The sequence below is a fragment of the Mucilaginibacter endophyticus genome, from assembly GCF_003351025.1.
GTDB classification, from domain to species: Bacteria; Bacteroidota; Bacteroidia; order Sphingobacteriales; family Sphingobacteriaceae; genus Mucilaginibacter; species Mucilaginibacter endophyticus.
The window spans coordinates 124,941-141,391 of record NZ_QPCG01000008.1 but is presented as its reverse complement, the minus strand read 5'-3'; the positions used below and the strand labels follow the sequence as shown (position 1 = coordinate 141,391).

General features: G+C 43.4%; 11 protein-coding genes. 6 read left to right on the top strand and 5 right to left on the bottom strand.

Translation table 11 applies throughout. The annotated features are described in order from the left end of the window. The first annotated feature begins 290 nt into the window (after positions 1-290). Positions 291-2,744 (top strand): outer membrane beta-barrel family protein, encoded by a 2,454-nt coding sequence (locus DUL71_RS26900; RefSeq protein WP_114940935.1) that lies wholly within the window; start codon positions 291-293, stop codon positions 2,742-2,744. Between the two features lie 135 nt (positions 2,745-2,879). On the opposite strand, the gene DUL71_RS26895 is transcribed toward DUL71_RS26900, so the two are convergent. Then, positions 2,880-5,387, bottom strand: coding sequence for a M14 metallopeptidase family protein (locus DUL71_RS26895; protein WP_114940934.1), 2,508 nt, complete (start codon positions 5,385-5,387; stop codon positions 2,880-2,882). Between the two features lie 249 nt (positions 5,388-5,636). On the opposite strand from DUL71_RS26895, the gene recQ reads away from it, so the two are divergent. Together recQ and DUL71_RS26885 are read left to right on the top strand one after the other, a co-directional pair. Next, the gene (recQ, locus tag DUL71_RS26890) at positions 5,637-7,808 is read left to right on the top strand and encodes a DNA helicase RecQ (RefSeq protein WP_114940933.1); all 2,172 of its coding nucleotides are present in this window, start codon (positions 5,637-5,639) and stop codon (positions 7,806-7,808) included. A gap of 176 nt (positions 7,809-7,984) precedes the next feature. Next, a complete protein-coding gene (locus DUL71_RS26885) occupies positions 7,985-9,334 on the top strand; it encodes a UDP-N-acetylmuramoyl-tripeptide--D-alanyl-D-alanine ligase (protein ID WP_114940932.1) in 1,350 nt (449 codons plus the stop codon). Positions 9,335-9,455: 121 nt separating this feature from the next. Here DUL71_RS26885 and DUL71_RS26880 read toward each other — a convergent pair whose 3' ends face one another. The 4 genes from DUL71_RS26880 to DUL71_RS26865 form a co-directional block, all read right to left on the bottom strand. Continuing rightward, positions 9,456-11,816 (bottom strand): ABC transporter permease, encoded by a 2,361-nt coding sequence (locus DUL71_RS26880; RefSeq protein WP_114940992.1) that lies wholly within the window; start codon positions 11,814-11,816, stop codon positions 9,456-9,458. 172 nt (positions 11,817-11,988) lie between these two features. Continuing rightward, positions 11,989-12,264 (bottom strand): hypothetical protein, encoded by a 276-nt coding sequence (locus DUL71_RS26875; RefSeq protein WP_112571363.1) that lies wholly within the window; start codon positions 12,262-12,264, stop codon positions 11,989-11,991. 4 nt (positions 12,265-12,268) lie between these two features. After that, positions 12,269-13,060 (bottom strand): SDR family NAD(P)-dependent oxidoreductase, encoded by a 792-nt coding sequence (locus DUL71_RS26870; protein WP_114940931.1) that lies wholly within the window; start codon positions 13,058-13,060, stop codon positions 12,269-12,271. Between the two features lie 3 nt (positions 13,061-13,063). Then, positions 13,064-14,044, bottom strand: coding sequence for an NAD-dependent epimerase/dehydratase family protein (locus DUL71_RS26865; protein ID WP_114940930.1), 981 nt, complete (start codon positions 14,042-14,044; stop codon positions 13,064-13,066). A 78-nt stretch (positions 14,045-14,122) separates the two neighbouring features. On the opposite strand from DUL71_RS26865, the gene DUL71_RS26860 reads away from it, so the two are divergent. The 3 genes from DUL71_RS26860 to DUL71_RS26850 are packed head-to-tail and all read left to right on the top strand — an operon-like array spanning position 14,123 to position 16,408. Next, on the top strand, positions 14,123-14,536 hold the full coding sequence (locus tag DUL71_RS26860; RefSeq protein ID WP_223818071.1) for a TM2 domain-containing protein: 414 nt from the start codon (positions 14,123-14,125) through the stop codon (positions 14,534-14,536). 31 nt (positions 14,537-14,567) lie between these two features. Next, positions 14,568-15,665, top strand: coding sequence for a Nif3-like dinuclear metal center hexameric protein (locus DUL71_RS26855; RefSeq protein WP_114940929.1), 1,098 nt, complete (start codon positions 14,568-14,570; stop codon positions 15,663-15,665). Next, a complete protein-coding gene (locus DUL71_RS26850; RefSeq protein WP_114940928.1) occupies positions 15,665-16,408 on the top strand; it encodes a zinc ribbon domain-containing protein in 744 nt (247 codons plus the stop codon). Before DUL71_RS26855 ends, DUL71_RS26850 begins: the two co-directional genes overlap by 1 nt. Positions 16,409-16,451: the final 43 nt, after the last annotated feature.

Below are 16,451 nucleotides of genomic sequence, written 5' to 3'. Positions count from 1 at the left end.
TTTTGCATCTTAATGTAAAAAGCAACACAATTACCATTTCCGGGTAATCCGGCAATATAAATTTAATAAAGTCAAAAAAATGACCTCCGGGTCAGGTGGGATTGTTTTGCCAAAATTTAAATTAAAAAACATGAACACTATGAAAACAATCGCCTATATCTCATAATTACTAGCCCCTAAAATCGGCAAAACACGCCGGGAACTAACAAAAACTTGTTTACAAATTTTAAAAAAGAAGCAATTCTTTTCATGGCATTGTATTGCCCTTACTTTCAAAAACAACACCAAAAATGAAAACTATCATACAGAACATATTTTATACACTGCTGCTTGTTGCTATCAGTTGCAGTGTATCCTTTGCCCAGCAGGCGGCGCCTGCCACAAAGGTATCCGGCGCCCTGCTCAATGATCAAGGCAAACCGCTTGACTATGCAACAGTAAGCCTCCTGCGTGCATCCGATTCAACCGTAGTTAAGGGCGCACTCAGCAACGATGCCGGGGTTTACGTTTTTACCAATATCAAAGCCGGCAATTACTTAATTAAAGCAACCGTTGTTGGCTATCAGAAAGCGGTAAGTAAAAGTTTTACCGTACCGGCTAATGCATCGCAGGTTACAGCGCCTGCATTAAACCTGCGTACCGGCAGTACCGAATTAAAGGCTGTTACCATTACCGCCACCAAACCTTTAATTGAGCGCAAGATTGATCGTACCGTAATGAACGTTGAAAACAGCGTACTTGCAGCCGGCAATACCGCCATGGAGATTTTGGAGCGAGCCCCCGGCGTTACCGTAGATAAGGATGATAACATCAGCCTGAAAGGTAAACAAGGTGTAACCGTAATGATCAACGATAAACTAACATACCTTACCGCTGCTCAATTGGCCACTTTATTGCGCTCAACTGATGGCAACACCATTAAATCTATCGAGATCATTACCAATCCATCTGCTAAATATGATGCGGCCGGTAACTCGGGGATCATCAACATCAAACTAAAAAAGAATACACAATCGGGCACAAACGGCAGCATAACAGTAGGCGGTGCAAAAGGCCAGTACTGGCGCGATAACAGCAGCCTAAACCTTAATCACAAACAGGGTAATCTTAATGTATTTACCTCGTTAAGCAGGGGCGATAACAAACGCGGGCATGATCTGCGCTTAAACCGTGTAGTTACCGATAGCCTGGGCAATAAAACTTATTTTAACCAAAGATCATTAATGCCGGGCAGCAACCATTACAACAACTACCGCCTGGGTGCCGATTATGACCTTACGCCAAAACACACCATCGGCTTTGTGGTAAGCGGCTATTCAAATTCCGGAACCGATAATAACGATACTAAAACCATTATAGGCAAGCAATTTGGTGCTGCCGATTCTTCATTACATACCACATCGGTAATTAAACAAACGTATAAAAACTTTGCACTTAACCTTAATGATAAAATTAAGATAGATACCAGCGGTCAGGAAATCAGTTTTGACCTTGATTACTCCAAGTTTAAAAATAACTCCAACGCGTTTTATTATACCAACTATTTTAAAGAGGATGGAAGTCAGCAGCATTTTCCGCTGAACTTAAGCAACCAAACACCATCAAACATTACCATATATACAGGCAAAGTTGATTATGCCAAACCCCTTACCAAAACCATAAAACTGGAAGCCGGTGCGAAATTCAGCAGTGTTAAAACTGATAATGACCTTCGCGCACAAAAGCAGGATAGCGTTACCATGGCTTATTTAAATGATACCACACGTACCAACCGGTTCATTTATAATGAAAAAATAAGCGCTGCGTATATTAACCTTAACAAGCAATTCAAGAAAACATCGGTACAAATAGGTTTACGTGCCGAGCAAACCCGGTCGACAGGAAATTTAATTGGTTTTACACCGGTTAAAAGAAGCTATCTGAACTTTTTCCCGAGCGTATTTGTTAATCAAACCTTAAGCGACAAACATGAAATGAGTTTTTCATACAGCCGTCGTATCGACCGTCCGGGGTATGATGACTTAAATCCGTTTGTATATTATCTTGATCCTTATACCTTTTCAAAGGGTAATGCCTTCCTGAAAGCGCAATACACACAAAACTTTGAGCTTAATTATACTTATAATAAAACGGTTAATGTGAGCCTTGGTTATAGTCGCACATCTGATGCTATTACCGAACTGATACTATCAGAAGGCAATAAAACCTTCCAAACAAATGATAACCTGCAAACCCAAACAGGGTACAACATCAATGTAAACACTCCTTTCACCATCACCAAATGGTGGGAAGGCAATGTTAACGCAACAGCGTTTTACCTGGGCTTTAAATCAGATACACTGGCAGGTTCAAAATTCAGTGATGGACAATGGGCTTTTCAGGGACGTACAACCCAAACATTCAAATATGCAGGCTTCCGCTTTGAGGTAATGGGCGATTATCAGTCTTCCTTAACCTACGGCATCTACAAGATCAGGCCACGTTACTCAATAGATATGGGCCTGAGCAAATCATTCATGAATAAAAAATTCAATGTTAAAGCTTCATGCGATGATATCTTCAACATCCGCCGCAATGATCTGAGCAGCCACGTGATCAACAACAACTTTGATATTAAACAAAAGAATGATACCCGCGTAATGCGCCTTACTTTCACCTACAACTTTGGCAACAACTCCATCAAAATGCGCGAACACCGCTCTGGAGCCGACGACGAAAAAGGCAGGGTAAAAGGGAATAATTAGCCCCCCGGCCCCCTAAAGGGGGAGTTTTTTGATTAACATATTCTTAAAATACAAAAGGCAGGTTCCCAAAACGGGAACCTGCCTTTTAATTATCAAATAGATGTAGCTGCTCCCCCTTTAGGGGGCTGGGGGGCACTACTGCCCCACCATAAACACGGCGTTACTGAATAACAGCTTTCCGTTTTCCCAGAAACTGCGGAACAGTGGGTCATCAACCATATAAACTATTGAGCCACGGCCCATCGGTTGTACACCGAGAAGAAGACCATTGTTGATCTTCTTTTTTGATTCGTATCCCACAAAGCCCGATACATAGCCATCTTTTTTTATGGTGCCTACATTCCAGCCGTCATCATCGCTAAACAGTTCATAAATATCATCATTCAGCTTTAACGAATAATAATAGTCCGGCAAACCGAAGCCAAGCGGGTGGGTATTGTCAAGCTTTAACTTATAAATCGCCCCGGGAATAGATGAGCTGATAGCCGTGCGTTCGCGGTCGCCATATAATTTAACCGGTTTATCCTTTTCCTTCTCTTTTTCTTTATCGTCCTTTTTCTCTTCCTTACGTTTGAGCAGGATACCTTTTTTATCAACCAGTAACGATACTGCATTTTCCATAGCGATAAGCTTACCACCATCACGTACCCAGTTTTGAAGTTTCTCTGAAGGAAAATCGTCATAGCGGCCATCAGGAAAAATAGCCACATCAAACTCCCCAAGTTTTGTGCGACCGAGGTCCTGGTAACGGATCAAAGTAATAGGGTATCCTATCTGCGCCTCAAACAAATGCCAAACCTCGCCCATGGCCTCCGAGTTAACTCCATCACCGGCCACCAGCAACACCTTTGGCTGACGGATAGCCCTGACAGCATCCGACCCAAAATCTGATCCTTTATCAACAAAACCTGTTGAAATAGCAGTGATCTCCTGGTTAAGTGAGGCCGCAGTTTGGGTTACGATCTGATCAAAATCGGCATTGTCATTTCCTGCACGGGTTACAATCAACGATCCGGCTGTAAATTGCTTGCCGCCTACTTCAAAAGGTTTCTCGGCATAGCGTACTTTGATTTTCTTTTTTAACAAGGCAGCTAAAAATTTCACATCATTAACTGACTGCCATGCCGATACATAGGCATAAGCATGCGTATTGGTTAATGGGCCCGGTTCAGCCACATTCCATTTTGCATTAGCCGGTTTAAATGATTCTTTTACTCCATAAGCTTTCAACCCATAGGCATAGGGTAGCGACCATGCGGTGATATCATAGGTAGCCGAATCCGGGATAACTGTTTTAGGTTCCAGCAGCACATGCAGCAACACGGCTTTAGGCTGATAGGCATTAATTACCAGGTCATTCGTGCCAACATTATATTGCTCCGTTTTTTGTGTGATATAGTTAAAGCCTGTTACCGTTTTATTGGCTAAACCAAACCCATACTGGATACCATTACGCTCCAACATTTTTGCCAGCGCATTTATTTTATTATTGTTGTCGTTTTTAAAAACATAGGTCTTGTACTCGCCCGGAGGATTGTTGCGGTTGTTATCAAAAAACTTTTTGTACTCGTCCAAAAGTTTTTGTGTGTTTAGCGAGGCTATCTCCAATGTGCTCAAGCTTGTTGAGTGGTGATGCGCAACCCGCTGCACCAGAGTAAGGGTATCACCGGCACGTGTAACCACGGCCAAACCCGCGCTGATACCACCCTGTTCATAGGTCATGCCGATAGAACCGTTATATAAAGGATAAGTATCACCATAAGAAGGGTACAACAGGTCGAACTCATATTTGGTAAAATACATCCAGCCATTCTGATCAAAATACTTGGCGTTGTTTTTTCCAATTGTAACCTGGAACTGGCGCTGCCATTGGGTAATATCCTTATGGTATGGCTCGGCAGCGGGAGCAAAATAATAAGGCGCGTTATAACCCTGTTCATGATAATCAACATGCACCTGTGGCAACCATTGATTGTATAAACCTACCCGGGCCTGGGTTTCTTTTTGCTGTTGCCATGCCCAGTCGCGGTTAAGGTCAAAGTAAAAGTGGTTAACCCTGCCGCCCGGCCATGGCTCAACGTGCTCGCGCGAAGTTGGGTTAGCATCAGGTGCTGAGCCCACCACCGAATTATAAAAGTTTACATAACGATCGCGCCCATCGGGGTTTAGACATGGGTCGATAACTACCACCATATTTTTAAGCCAGGCTTTGGTAGCTGTGTTTGCGGGGTCAACCAGGTCGAACAAAGTCCACATGGAGGCTTCGCTTGATGCCGGCTCGTTACCATGTACGTTATAGCTCAGCCAGGTAACAACCGGCATAGATGTGCTGCCGCCGCCGCTTTCAACACCGGCCAGTTTAAGGTTATTGTGACGGATCTCTTCCAGGCGACCGATATTCTCGTCGGATGCGATGAACATGGCCAATAAAGGCCTGCCCTCGTTGGTAGTGCCGAACTGCTGCAGCTTTACATTTTTTGAGGCCGATGCCACATATTTAAAATATTCGACAATACGGTAATGCGGGGTAAAATGCTCTCCCAGCTTATAGCCCAGAAACTCCTGTGGCGACTGGATCTTTTGCGCGAATGCCGAACAAAAGAAACCCATAAATACAAAGAAAAGTAAATGTCTTTTTATCATATATTATATAATAATGTTTGGGAGAAAAGAGATAAGCTAATATGCACAAAATATTGGCAGATGTGCAAATTTCAGATGTGCAGATTGTTTGAATGTGCAAATTTTAGATGTGCAGATATGCAAATGAGGAAAATGCGATTATATGCCGCTTTCGCATAAAAAATATGTACATATTAAATTTGCACATCTGAAATCTTTCTGAAATCTGCACATTTGCATATCTGCACATTTGAAAGCATATCAACAAACATGACACCTATTCAGGCCCTGCAAAAATATTTTGGTTATAGCGCTTTCCGGCATGAGCAGGAAGCAATCATTCAAAATATACTGAAAGGGCAGGATGTAATGGCGCTGATGCCTACCGGCGGCGGCAAATCATTATGTTACCAACTGCCTGCTGTATTGTTAGATGGCCTTACCATAGTAATATCACCGCTTATCGCGTTGATGAAAGACCAGGTAGATAGTCTTAATGTAAATGGCATCCCGGCAGCTTTCCTCAATTCGTCATTAAATCCCGAGGAAACGCGGATCCTGGTTAACCGGCTTCGGAACAACGAGATCAAACTGCTTTACCTTGCGCCAGAGCGCTTGTTCAGTGCCGAAAGCAAGGAAAATAAAGACAACAAGCTGATCCCCTTTTTAAAAACACTGAAAGTAGCTCAGATAGCTATCGATGAAGCACATTGTATCTCATCATGGGGGCATGATTTCAGGCCCGAATACCTGATGCTTGCCGGGCTTAAAGAAGAATTTCCGTCGGTGCCGGTTATCGCACTTACAGCTACGGCCGATAAGCTTACACAGAAGGATATACTTGAAAAACTAAACCTAAAATCGCCGGCCATATTTGTATCCTCATTTAATAGAGCAAATATTACTTACCGCGTAACGCCGAAAAAGAACAGCTTTAAACAGCTAACCGCTTTTTTAAATGAGCATAAAGATGAGTCGGGTATTATTTATTGCCTGTCCCGAAAATCTACCGAAGCTTTGGCCGAAGATTTAAAGGATGAAGGTTTTGCTGCGGAGGCCTATCATGCCGGATTAAGCAATGAAATAAAAGCCCGCAACCAGGAGGCCTTTTTGCGCGATGATGTGAAAATCATTGTAGCCACCATTGCCTTTGGTATGGGTATCAACAAATCAAACGTGCGCTATGTGGTGCATGTCGATCTGCCTAAAAACATCGAGGGCTATTACCAGGAAACCGGCAGGGCAGGACGCGATGGCCTGCCTTCTGAAGCTTTATTGCTTTACTCGCCGGGCGACGCGATGAAGCTGCAGGGCTTTGCAAAGGTTGAAGGTAACGAGCAGCAAAGCCGGATCATGCTCAACAAGCTCAATGATATGGTAAAGTATTGCCAGCTGCTTTCTTGCCGGCGGCAATACCTCATGAAATATTTCGACGAGGAATTTCCGGCCAAATGCGGCTCATGCGATGTTTGCCTCACCGAGTACAAACGCTTTGATGGTACGTTGATAGCCCAAAAGGCGCTCTCTGCAGTTGCCCGGTTAAATGAACGTTTCGGGGCAAACTATGTGATCGATTTTTTACGCGGATCAAAAAGCGACAAGATCCGCGAAGAGCATAAACAGCTTAAAACCTACGGCATTGGCGCCGATATCAGCAAGGCCGACTGGCAGCACCACCTCCGTGAACTGGTAACCATGGGCTACCTGCAGACCGCAGGCGATGAATATCCTGTATTAAAACTTACCGCGTTAAGCGCCGATGTTTTAAAAGGCGGGCAGAAGATTGAGTTTATTGAAATAGAAAAGGTAGAAGAGGTTCATCACGAAGAAAGTTTACCGCATGAAGTTCCGTTGTTTAACCGCTTAAGAGAGGTTAGGCGTGGTATTGCCGAGAATGAAAATGTGCCGGCATATGTTATCGTATCTGATGCCACATTGCAGGAGATGGCCACCTACCTGCCGCAAAGTTTGGACGAACTACGATTGATATCTGGCTTCGGCGACATCAAGCTGGCCCGCTATGGCCGCGAGTTATTGCAACCTGTTAAGGAATATTGTGCAGAGAAAAGCCTCGGTTCAAAAATAAAACAGAAATCGCCTAAGCGCGAGCGTAAGACGAAATCGACAGGGCAAGTCAAAACTTCTTCGCGAAACAGTGATACCAAAGCCGAAACGTTTAATCTATATCGTTCCGGAAAAACGATTGTGGAAATAGCTGCTGAACGCGGTTTCACTACATCTACCATAGAAACACACCTGAGTTATTATGTACAAAACGGCGATCTGGATATTACCGAAATTGTTCCGCAGAAAAAAATAGCTGCTATTGCTGATGCTGTCGAAAGCTACGGTGCTGAAAGGCTATCGCCCATAAAAGAGATTTTAGGCGAGGATTACAGCTACGGCGAGATCAGGGCAGTGATAGACTGGATGAAGAGGTAGGAATAATTTTTGTATAATACCTTGCGCTCGTTTGCAACGAGCGTTTAAAATGGGTTTGCGTTTTAAACGCAAATCTGGCGATACAATCGCAGCGCCACGTTAAGCACTCGTTACAAACGAGCGCAAGATAATTTTTGATTAGTACCTTTGATTTACAATTGCCACTATAAACACACATGACTACCACAACCCAACTATACGATATATATCTCAAACATCCCGTTATCAGCACCGACACCCGGAAGATCATTCCTGGCAGCCTGTTTTTCGCGCTTAAGGGCGATAAGTTTGATGCCAACACATTCGCTCAAAAAGCAGTGGAGGCCGGTGCCGCCTACGCAGTGATCGATAATCCCGATTACCAATTAGGCGAACAGTATTTATTGGTTGAGGATGTGTTAACAACTTTGCAGGACCTGGCACGCCACCATCGCCGTCAGCTTGCTATTCCGGTTGTTGGCCTTACTGGTACAAATGGCAAAACCACCACTAAGGAGCTGATCAATGCCGTGCTGTCCCAGCATTTTAAAACCCAGGCTACCCAGGGTAACTTAAATAACCATATTGGCGTACCGCTTACCATATTAACCATTGATGCAAGTCATGAAGTGGCAGTTATTGAAATGGGAGCCAACCATCAAAAAGAGATCGAACTACTTTGCAGCATCGCTCAACCTTCACATGGTTTAATTACCAATGTGGGGAAAGCTCATTTGGAAGGCTTTGGTGGAGTTGAGGGTGTGAAGAAGGGTAAGGGAGAATTGTATGATTATTTTGCCCCCCAGCCCCCTAAAGGGGGAGTTAGCAAAACAGATGGCGTTGTTTTTGTTAATAGTGATGATGCTGTTTTAATGGAGATGGCAAATGCCCGTCATCTTAGCCATGTTGTTTATTATGGTACCGATACTATTGATAACCTTATCAGTGGCGAACTGTTGGAAAACTCTCCGCTCCTGACTTTGGAGTGGACCAATAATAAAACCGGCGACAGTTATAAAGTTAAAACCCAGCTAACCGGCACCTATAATCTGCCCAATATTTTAGTGGCTATTTGCATTGGTACCCATCTCGGTTTACCGGCCAATGAAATTAATGCCGGCATTGAGGGTTATCAACCTAAAAATAACCGCTCGCAAATTGTGCAAACGGCTACCAATACCCTCATTTGCGACTACTACAATGCTAACCCAAGCAGCATGTTTGTAGCTATCGAGAACGTGGGCAAAATTGAAGCGAAAAGGAAAGTGCTCATTTTGGGCGATATGTTTGAGATGGGCCTCGAAGCCGCAGTTGAACATGCCGCAGTAATTAAAAAGGCGATGGATACACCGGTTGACGAGCGGATCTTTATTGGCAAAGATTTTTTAAGTCAAAAATCAGAAGCCGGAAGCCAGGGTGCAGCAACATTTTATGAAACTGCCGAAGATGCCATCGTAGCTTTAAAAACACAGCCAATAAGCAATTCAACTATACTGATCAAAGGATCAAGAGGAATGGCTTTGGAGCGGTTGGTGGAGTTGTTTTAAGTTTTTATTAAATGTAGAGACGCATCACATGCGTCTCTACATAGGACAGGCCAGCAATCAAAATGCAAAACCTGCATGCGGGAGACGCATGTGATGCGTCTCTACTGTTTATACCTAAAAACTATTCCCGCCTTAAACTATCAACCGGGTTAGCAAGCGCAGCTTTAATGGATTGGACGCTGATAGTAATAAAGGCTATTAAAATGGCTATCACGGCTGCTAATGCAAAGGTTGTCCAATTTATACCTATGCGATACGCGAAAGCGTCAAGCCAGTGATTCATGGCCAGCCATGCTATCGGGAAGGCAATAACAATGGCTATCAGCACAAGCTTAATAAAATCTTTAGCCAACAGGGTAACCACGCTGCCTACCGTTGCGCCTAAAACTTTGCGCACACCTATTTCGCGGGTGCGCACCTGGGCGGTAAAGGCCGCCAAGCCAAGCAGGCCAAGGCAAGAGATAAAAATCGCTATCCCGGCAAAATAGTTAAATAAAGTTCCTTCACGCTGTTCGCCCTGGTAAAGTTTGTTAAAAATCTCATCCAAAAAAGTATAGCTGAACGGAAACTGACCATTGTATTGCTTAAATTGCTTTTCGACAGCTGCTATAGCTTTGGGAGCACCCTCGCCGGTTGTTTTTACATATAAGGAAGCATATGTATCCGGTGCATAAAAAAACACCATCGGGCCAATTTTTTCGCGCATACTGGCAAAGTGGAAATCTTTTACAACACCGATGATAATCCCTTCAGTTTTACGAAGCCTGAAACGTTTGCCTATCGGGTCTTTCATTCCTAATTCCTTGATTGCAGCCTCGTTCAGGATATAATGAGCCGAATCACTCACCGAACCTTCAAAGCCACGCCCTGCCGCCATTTTTATTTTAAAGAAGGAGATAAAATCTTTATCGATACCCTGTGGATGTACAATAAATGTTTGTCCGGTAGCCTTTCCATCCCAATCGGTATCGCCAGAAATACCTCCATTGTTGACAATATTACCCGTAGACCGGGTTACAGCTTCAACGCCTGGTTGTTTCAACAGCTCCGCTTTTACGGCATCATAATGGCCTTTCATATCCCGCATCCAAAGACCAAACACATGGCTTTTATCATATCCCAAATTTTTCGACCGGATATAATTGAGCTGACCGGTGATAACAATGGTACCGATAATCAACACTACCGAGAAGGTGAATTGTACCACAACTAATATCTTGCGGAAAAGGACATCACCAATGCTGTTTGATATTTTGCCCTTAAGCGCCTTTAATGGCTCAAAAGACGATAGCAGCAAGGCCGGATAAATACTGGAAAGCACAAGTGTAGCGGCTATGGTTCCGGCGATAACAAACCAAATATGATAATCGGAAAGATTAAACACCAATTGCTTACCTGCAATTGCGTTAAAAACCGGCATTACATTATAAATTACCAGCACTGCTAAAACCGCCGAAACCATGAACAACAAGGCGGTTTCAACCACAAACTGCATAAACAATTGTGTTTTGGCTGCGCCGATGATTTTACGCATGCTGATTTCCTTTGCTCTCAGCATAGCCCGTGCAGTTGAAAGGTTAACGTAGTTGATACAGGCTATAACCAGTATTACCAAAGCTATAACGATAAAAATCCGTACTGTGCTGATGCCCCTGTCGGTACCATCGGCATTGTATAGATGCATTTTGGTGGCAGGCAGCAGGAGGTAATCGGCATCCGTATCTTCAGGCTTCCGTTTTAAGTGAACCTTATTCAAATCTGCAGATAGTTGTTTTAACGAGGTACCGGGTTTTAACTGTAAATAGGTTTCGTATGAGTAATTGCCAAAATCATGGTTCAGGTCATCTTTATAGTTGGTGAACATGTATTTGACATGATAGCTCATAGGCATGATCATATCATAATTAATGCTTGAGTTAAGCGGAAAATCATTAATCACACCCGATACCGTGAAATTCTCTTTGTTATCCGCCACAATAACTTTTCCCAAAGCATCTTCATTTCCAAAATATCTTTTTGCTGTACTCCTGGTGATCACTACCGAATTATCATTTGTGAAAGGCTTTAGGTTGCTTCCTTCAATTAGCGGGAAATCGAAAACGGTAAACAACGATGGATCTGCAAAGCCAACAGCCTGCTCATTAAAAACCTTATCCTGGTACTTAAACAGCGAGAAAAACCAGTTATTGGTTAAGCGAACCTGATTTTGCACAGCGGGCAGCTCCTGTTTGGCCAGCGGCCCCATAGGGGCAACCGTAACCTGCCAAATCTGCTTTGATGCACCGGTACCGCCAAAAAGTTCAACCCGGTAAATGTTTGATGCATTTTTGTGAAAGCTGTCAAAACTAAATTCGTCCTGCACCCAAAGCAGGATGAGGATGCCAATGGCAAGCCCCACAGTTAAACCTGCAATATTGATCACCGAATAAAATTTATTGCGAACAAGGTTACGCCAGGCGGTTTTGATATAGTTCTTCAGCATAAAAATCCATTTTATCTTATTATGTGGCATGCAAAACAATGCCAATATCACAAATAACTATATGTCAACAACTTACACCACAATCAGAAAACACTATCGTTCGGATACGGACAATTGGGTGTTCATTTATGTTACGGCTTATGTATGGATTAGTCCGGGAACGGCAAGGGCATCAACCCTCAAAGGCGGGAGTTATGATATTATGATTAACCAGGATCCGCATCAGCATATCAACCGAAAAATCGCGGGTAATGTCGATACTGATAAAATCGGTTTCGCCATTTTTCACCTCGCAGGCATCGCGGTCAAAATACAATACCAACCCGCGCATGCTGCCCGAGATAATAACAATACGCTCGTTATTAATAAGCTTAAAGCTATTGCGCGTACGCTTAAAAAAGCTGCAGAGGTTTTTAATATGCCTATACGTAAGTAATGAAATGATCATGCCGTCAGCTTTTAATAATGGTGGCCAGCCGCTGCCTTATAATGATTTCCTTAACAGCAGCGGGCAGCAAACTGTTTAATAAAACAAGTACCCGGTTTATCATACCCGGGATAATTTCTTTTTTCCCTTTCAACAGGCCATCTATCGCTATACGTGCTACGTGTCCCGGCTCCATAATGGTTGCCTTTGATATGCCTTTAAGCTTATTATTCATCACCAGCAATTCGGGCTTGGTATTAATACCTCCAGGGCTAAGCAAGCTGATCTTAACATTTGAGCCATGCAGCTCCAGCTGTAAACATTTGGTAAAATACCTGATAAATGATTTGGTAGCGCCATACACCTGCTTTTTAGGTACCACAAACAAACCGCCCAAACTGCCCACATTTAATATGTATGAAGTACAAGCAGTATCGGCCTGGGCCAGAAATAAGCGTGTAAGCAGTACAGGAGTAATCACGTTCAGTTCAATTTGTTTTTTGTAGAAACCAATGTTCAGATCCTCAAACCACGACCAGTTGCCCAAACCGGCATTGTTAATAAGCAGGTGGGCTGTAATTTGCTCAGCACTAAGGTAATTAAAAATTGCCGGGTAACTTTCTGCAAGTGTTAAATCAATTTCAAGATAATTCACCTTAACCTCAAAGTTTTTGCGGATAAAGGAAGCCAATTCAGGCAAGCCGGATGCAGGCAATGAAACCAATACCAGATTTATATGACGCGATGCCAGTTCAATGGCAAATGACTTGCCCAGGCCTTCGCTGGCGCCGGTTATGATGGCAGTTTGAGTGATCATGGTTCAGGCTTGTTTAAGATAATTAATTGTTTTATGCATCCCCTCGGCAAAAGGAGTTATGCGGTATCCAAGTTGCACTATGGCCTTGTTACTGCTATATTTCTGATCGTACTTTAAACGCTCGGCAAATTCGGGCAAAAAGAAGGGGCGTAAACCAGTAAGCTGTGTTTTAAGTTTTTCGACATAACTATAACATTCAATCGCCTTTAGCGGCAGGTGGATCAGCCGGTGTTTCTTGCCGGATACCTCGCAAACCGTATTGAAAAAATCGTTAAAACTGATATCCTCCCCGCCCAAAATGTAGCGTTCGCCGCTTTGGCCTTTAGCCATAGCTGCAATATGGCCATCAACAACATCACTTAAAAAAGCATAGTTAGCTACCTGCTCACCACTGCCGGGAATAAAGCGCCATTTGCCGCGCATATAGGCCGAAACCATTTTGCCAACTGTATTGCTTTCGGTAACCGGCCCCTCGCCATAAACCCGTGAAGGATTTACCGTAACTACTTGCATCCCTTGTTTTATAAAATTCTGCACCTCAAGCTCGGCCAGGTATTTGGTACGCTCGTAAGCAATAGGAAAACCCGCAATCCGCGGATCATTTTCGCTCATGGGATGCTTAACCGTTGGGCCCCATACACCACAGGTAGATGTATAAACCATTTTTTGCACACCTGCATTGGCAGCAACTTCAAGCACATTACGGGTGCCTACAACATTGGTTTCATGATAGTCATCGGGGTTGCGGCACCACATTTTGGCCATAGCCGCGGTATGGTACACCTGCTGGCAGCCCTGCATGGCCCTGCCCAAACTTTGCCGGTATAGGATATTGCCCGTAACCGGCTCAATGTTTTTATGCTTTATCAAATACGGATGATCGGTATTGCGGCATAAGGCCTTAACATCGTAGCCCTGCATAGCCAAATCCAGGCTAAGCTGCCTGCCAATAAAACCTGTTGCCCCGGTTACTAAAACTTTCATACAGGTATTACAACCGGATATAGGTTTACCCCTATCCGTTATAGTTAAATTTTTCGGGATGATTAACTATTAGGTTTAATGGCAGAATTATTTAAATTTGAAATAACTATCAAACAAGCCTTACCTAAAATGAACATGTACCAGGATCCACACAGCACTTTCGCCGGCTTTTCACCCGAAGAAATGGGCTTCTTACAACATGCCACTCCTGACTTAACCGAAAGCCAGAAAAAATACTTTTACATGGTGTACAGCAACAAGCGTAAAAACTCGCAGGATATATTGTTATTTACCTTGTTGGGTTTTGTTGGCTTTGCAGGTATACAACGCTTTGTATTGGGGCAAATTGGTATGGGTATCCTTTACTTTTTAACAGGAGGTCTTTGCGTCATAGGTACTATTGTCGATTTGATCAACAATAAGTCGATAACTTTGGAGTATAATAAAAATATGGCTTACGAAAGCTATCAGATGGCTAAAATGAGTAGTTAAACAAGCCATTACTTATCTCTAAACTTGCTTAATGAAATTATCCGCCTTAACCGCTTACCTTGAAAGCTTAGCCCCGCTTAACTACCAGGAAGATTATGATAATTCCGGCCTGATAGTTGGTAATCCGGATCAGGAAGTGAGCCAGGCCCTGGTTTCGCTTGACTGTACCGAAGCCGTGGTTGACGAAGCTATTGCCACAGGTTGCCAGGTGATCATATCGCACCATCCTATAGTTTTTAAAGGGCTTAAAAAATTTAACGGTAAAACGTATGTAGAGCGGGTGGTTGAAAAAGCCATTCGTAAAGGCATTGCCATATATGCCATTCATACCAATTTGGATAGCATTATGACCGGGGTTAACGCCCGCATTTGCGAAACTTTGGGATTAAAAAACACCCGGATCCTGCTTCCTAAACACAACCTGATCAAAAAGCTTGTTACCTATGTACCCCTAAGCCATGCTGATGCCGTACGCGACGCCTTGTTTAGTGCAGGAGCAGGTAACATCGGCAATTACAGCGAAACCAGCTTTAATGCCGAGGGTACCGGAACATTTAAGGGCAATGATACCGCTAATCCTTACGTTGGCGAAGTTGGTAAACGTCATAATGAAAATGAGGTTAGGATAGAAACTGTTTATCCGGCCAATTTGGAAAGTAAGATCCTGATGGCGCTGATCCTGGCCCATCCTTATGAGGAGGTGGCTTATGATCTTTACAATTTAACCAATCAGCATCAGCAGGTTGGCTCCGGAATGATTGGCGAACTCGAAATACCAATCAACGAGGAAAGCTTCCTGTTTCATGTAAAGGATAAGATGCGTACCCATGTGATACGGCATACTAAATTATTGGGCAAACACGTTAAAAAAGTAGCTGTTTGCGGTGGCTCGGGAGGCTTTTTGCTGAAGCATGCCATAGCTGCCGGAGCCGATATTTTTATCACAGCCGATTACAAGTATCATGAGTTTTTTGATGCCGAAGGAAAGATAGTTATCGCGGATATCGGACACTTTGAGAGTGAACAATTTACGCAGCAATTATTGTATGAAATAATTAGGAAAAAATTCCCTATCTTTGCCGTCCGTTTAACAGAAGTAAATACAAACCCCGTCAAATATTTTATTTAATGGAACAAACCGTAGAACAAAAGCTTAAAGCTTTATACGAACTACAAACTATCCACACCAAGATTGACAGGATCCGCCAGGTAAGAGGCGAATTGCCAATGGAAGTTGCAGACCTTGAGGACGACGTTGCTGGCCTTGAAACCCGCATCCAAAAAATCAAAGGTGAACTTGACGATGTGGAAGATGACATAGTTACCCGTAAAAACCTGATCAAAGAAGCTCAGGCAAACATCAAAAAATACGAAGGCCAGCTTAACGAGGTTAAAAACAACCGCGAATATGATGCTATCTCAAAAGAGATTGAGATCCAGGGCTTAGATATACAAGTTAGTGAGAAAAAGATCCGTGAATACGGCTTCGAAATCACCAACAAAACCCAGGTTTACGAAAAAGCACTTGCTGACTTAGAAGCTCGTCAGAGCGACCTTGACGCAAAGAAAGAAGAATTAGGCACCATTACCGCCGAAACTGAAAAAGAAGAAACCGAATTGAACTCACAAGCTGCAAAAGCAATGGATAACATTGAAGAGCGCTTGTTAACTGCTTACACCCGTTTACGTCAAAACGCTAAAAACGGCCTTGCAGTTGTAACTATTCAGCGTGATTCATGCTCTGGTTGCTTTAACCAGATCCCGCCTCAGCGCCAGTCAGATATCCGTCAGCGTAAAAAGATCATCGTTTGCGAGCATTGCGGACGTATCCTTGTTGACGAGCAAATGGCTTTAGAGGTAGAAGAAGCATAAGCAACCACTTATAAAGTTAAATATATCAAAGGCACCCGGTGGG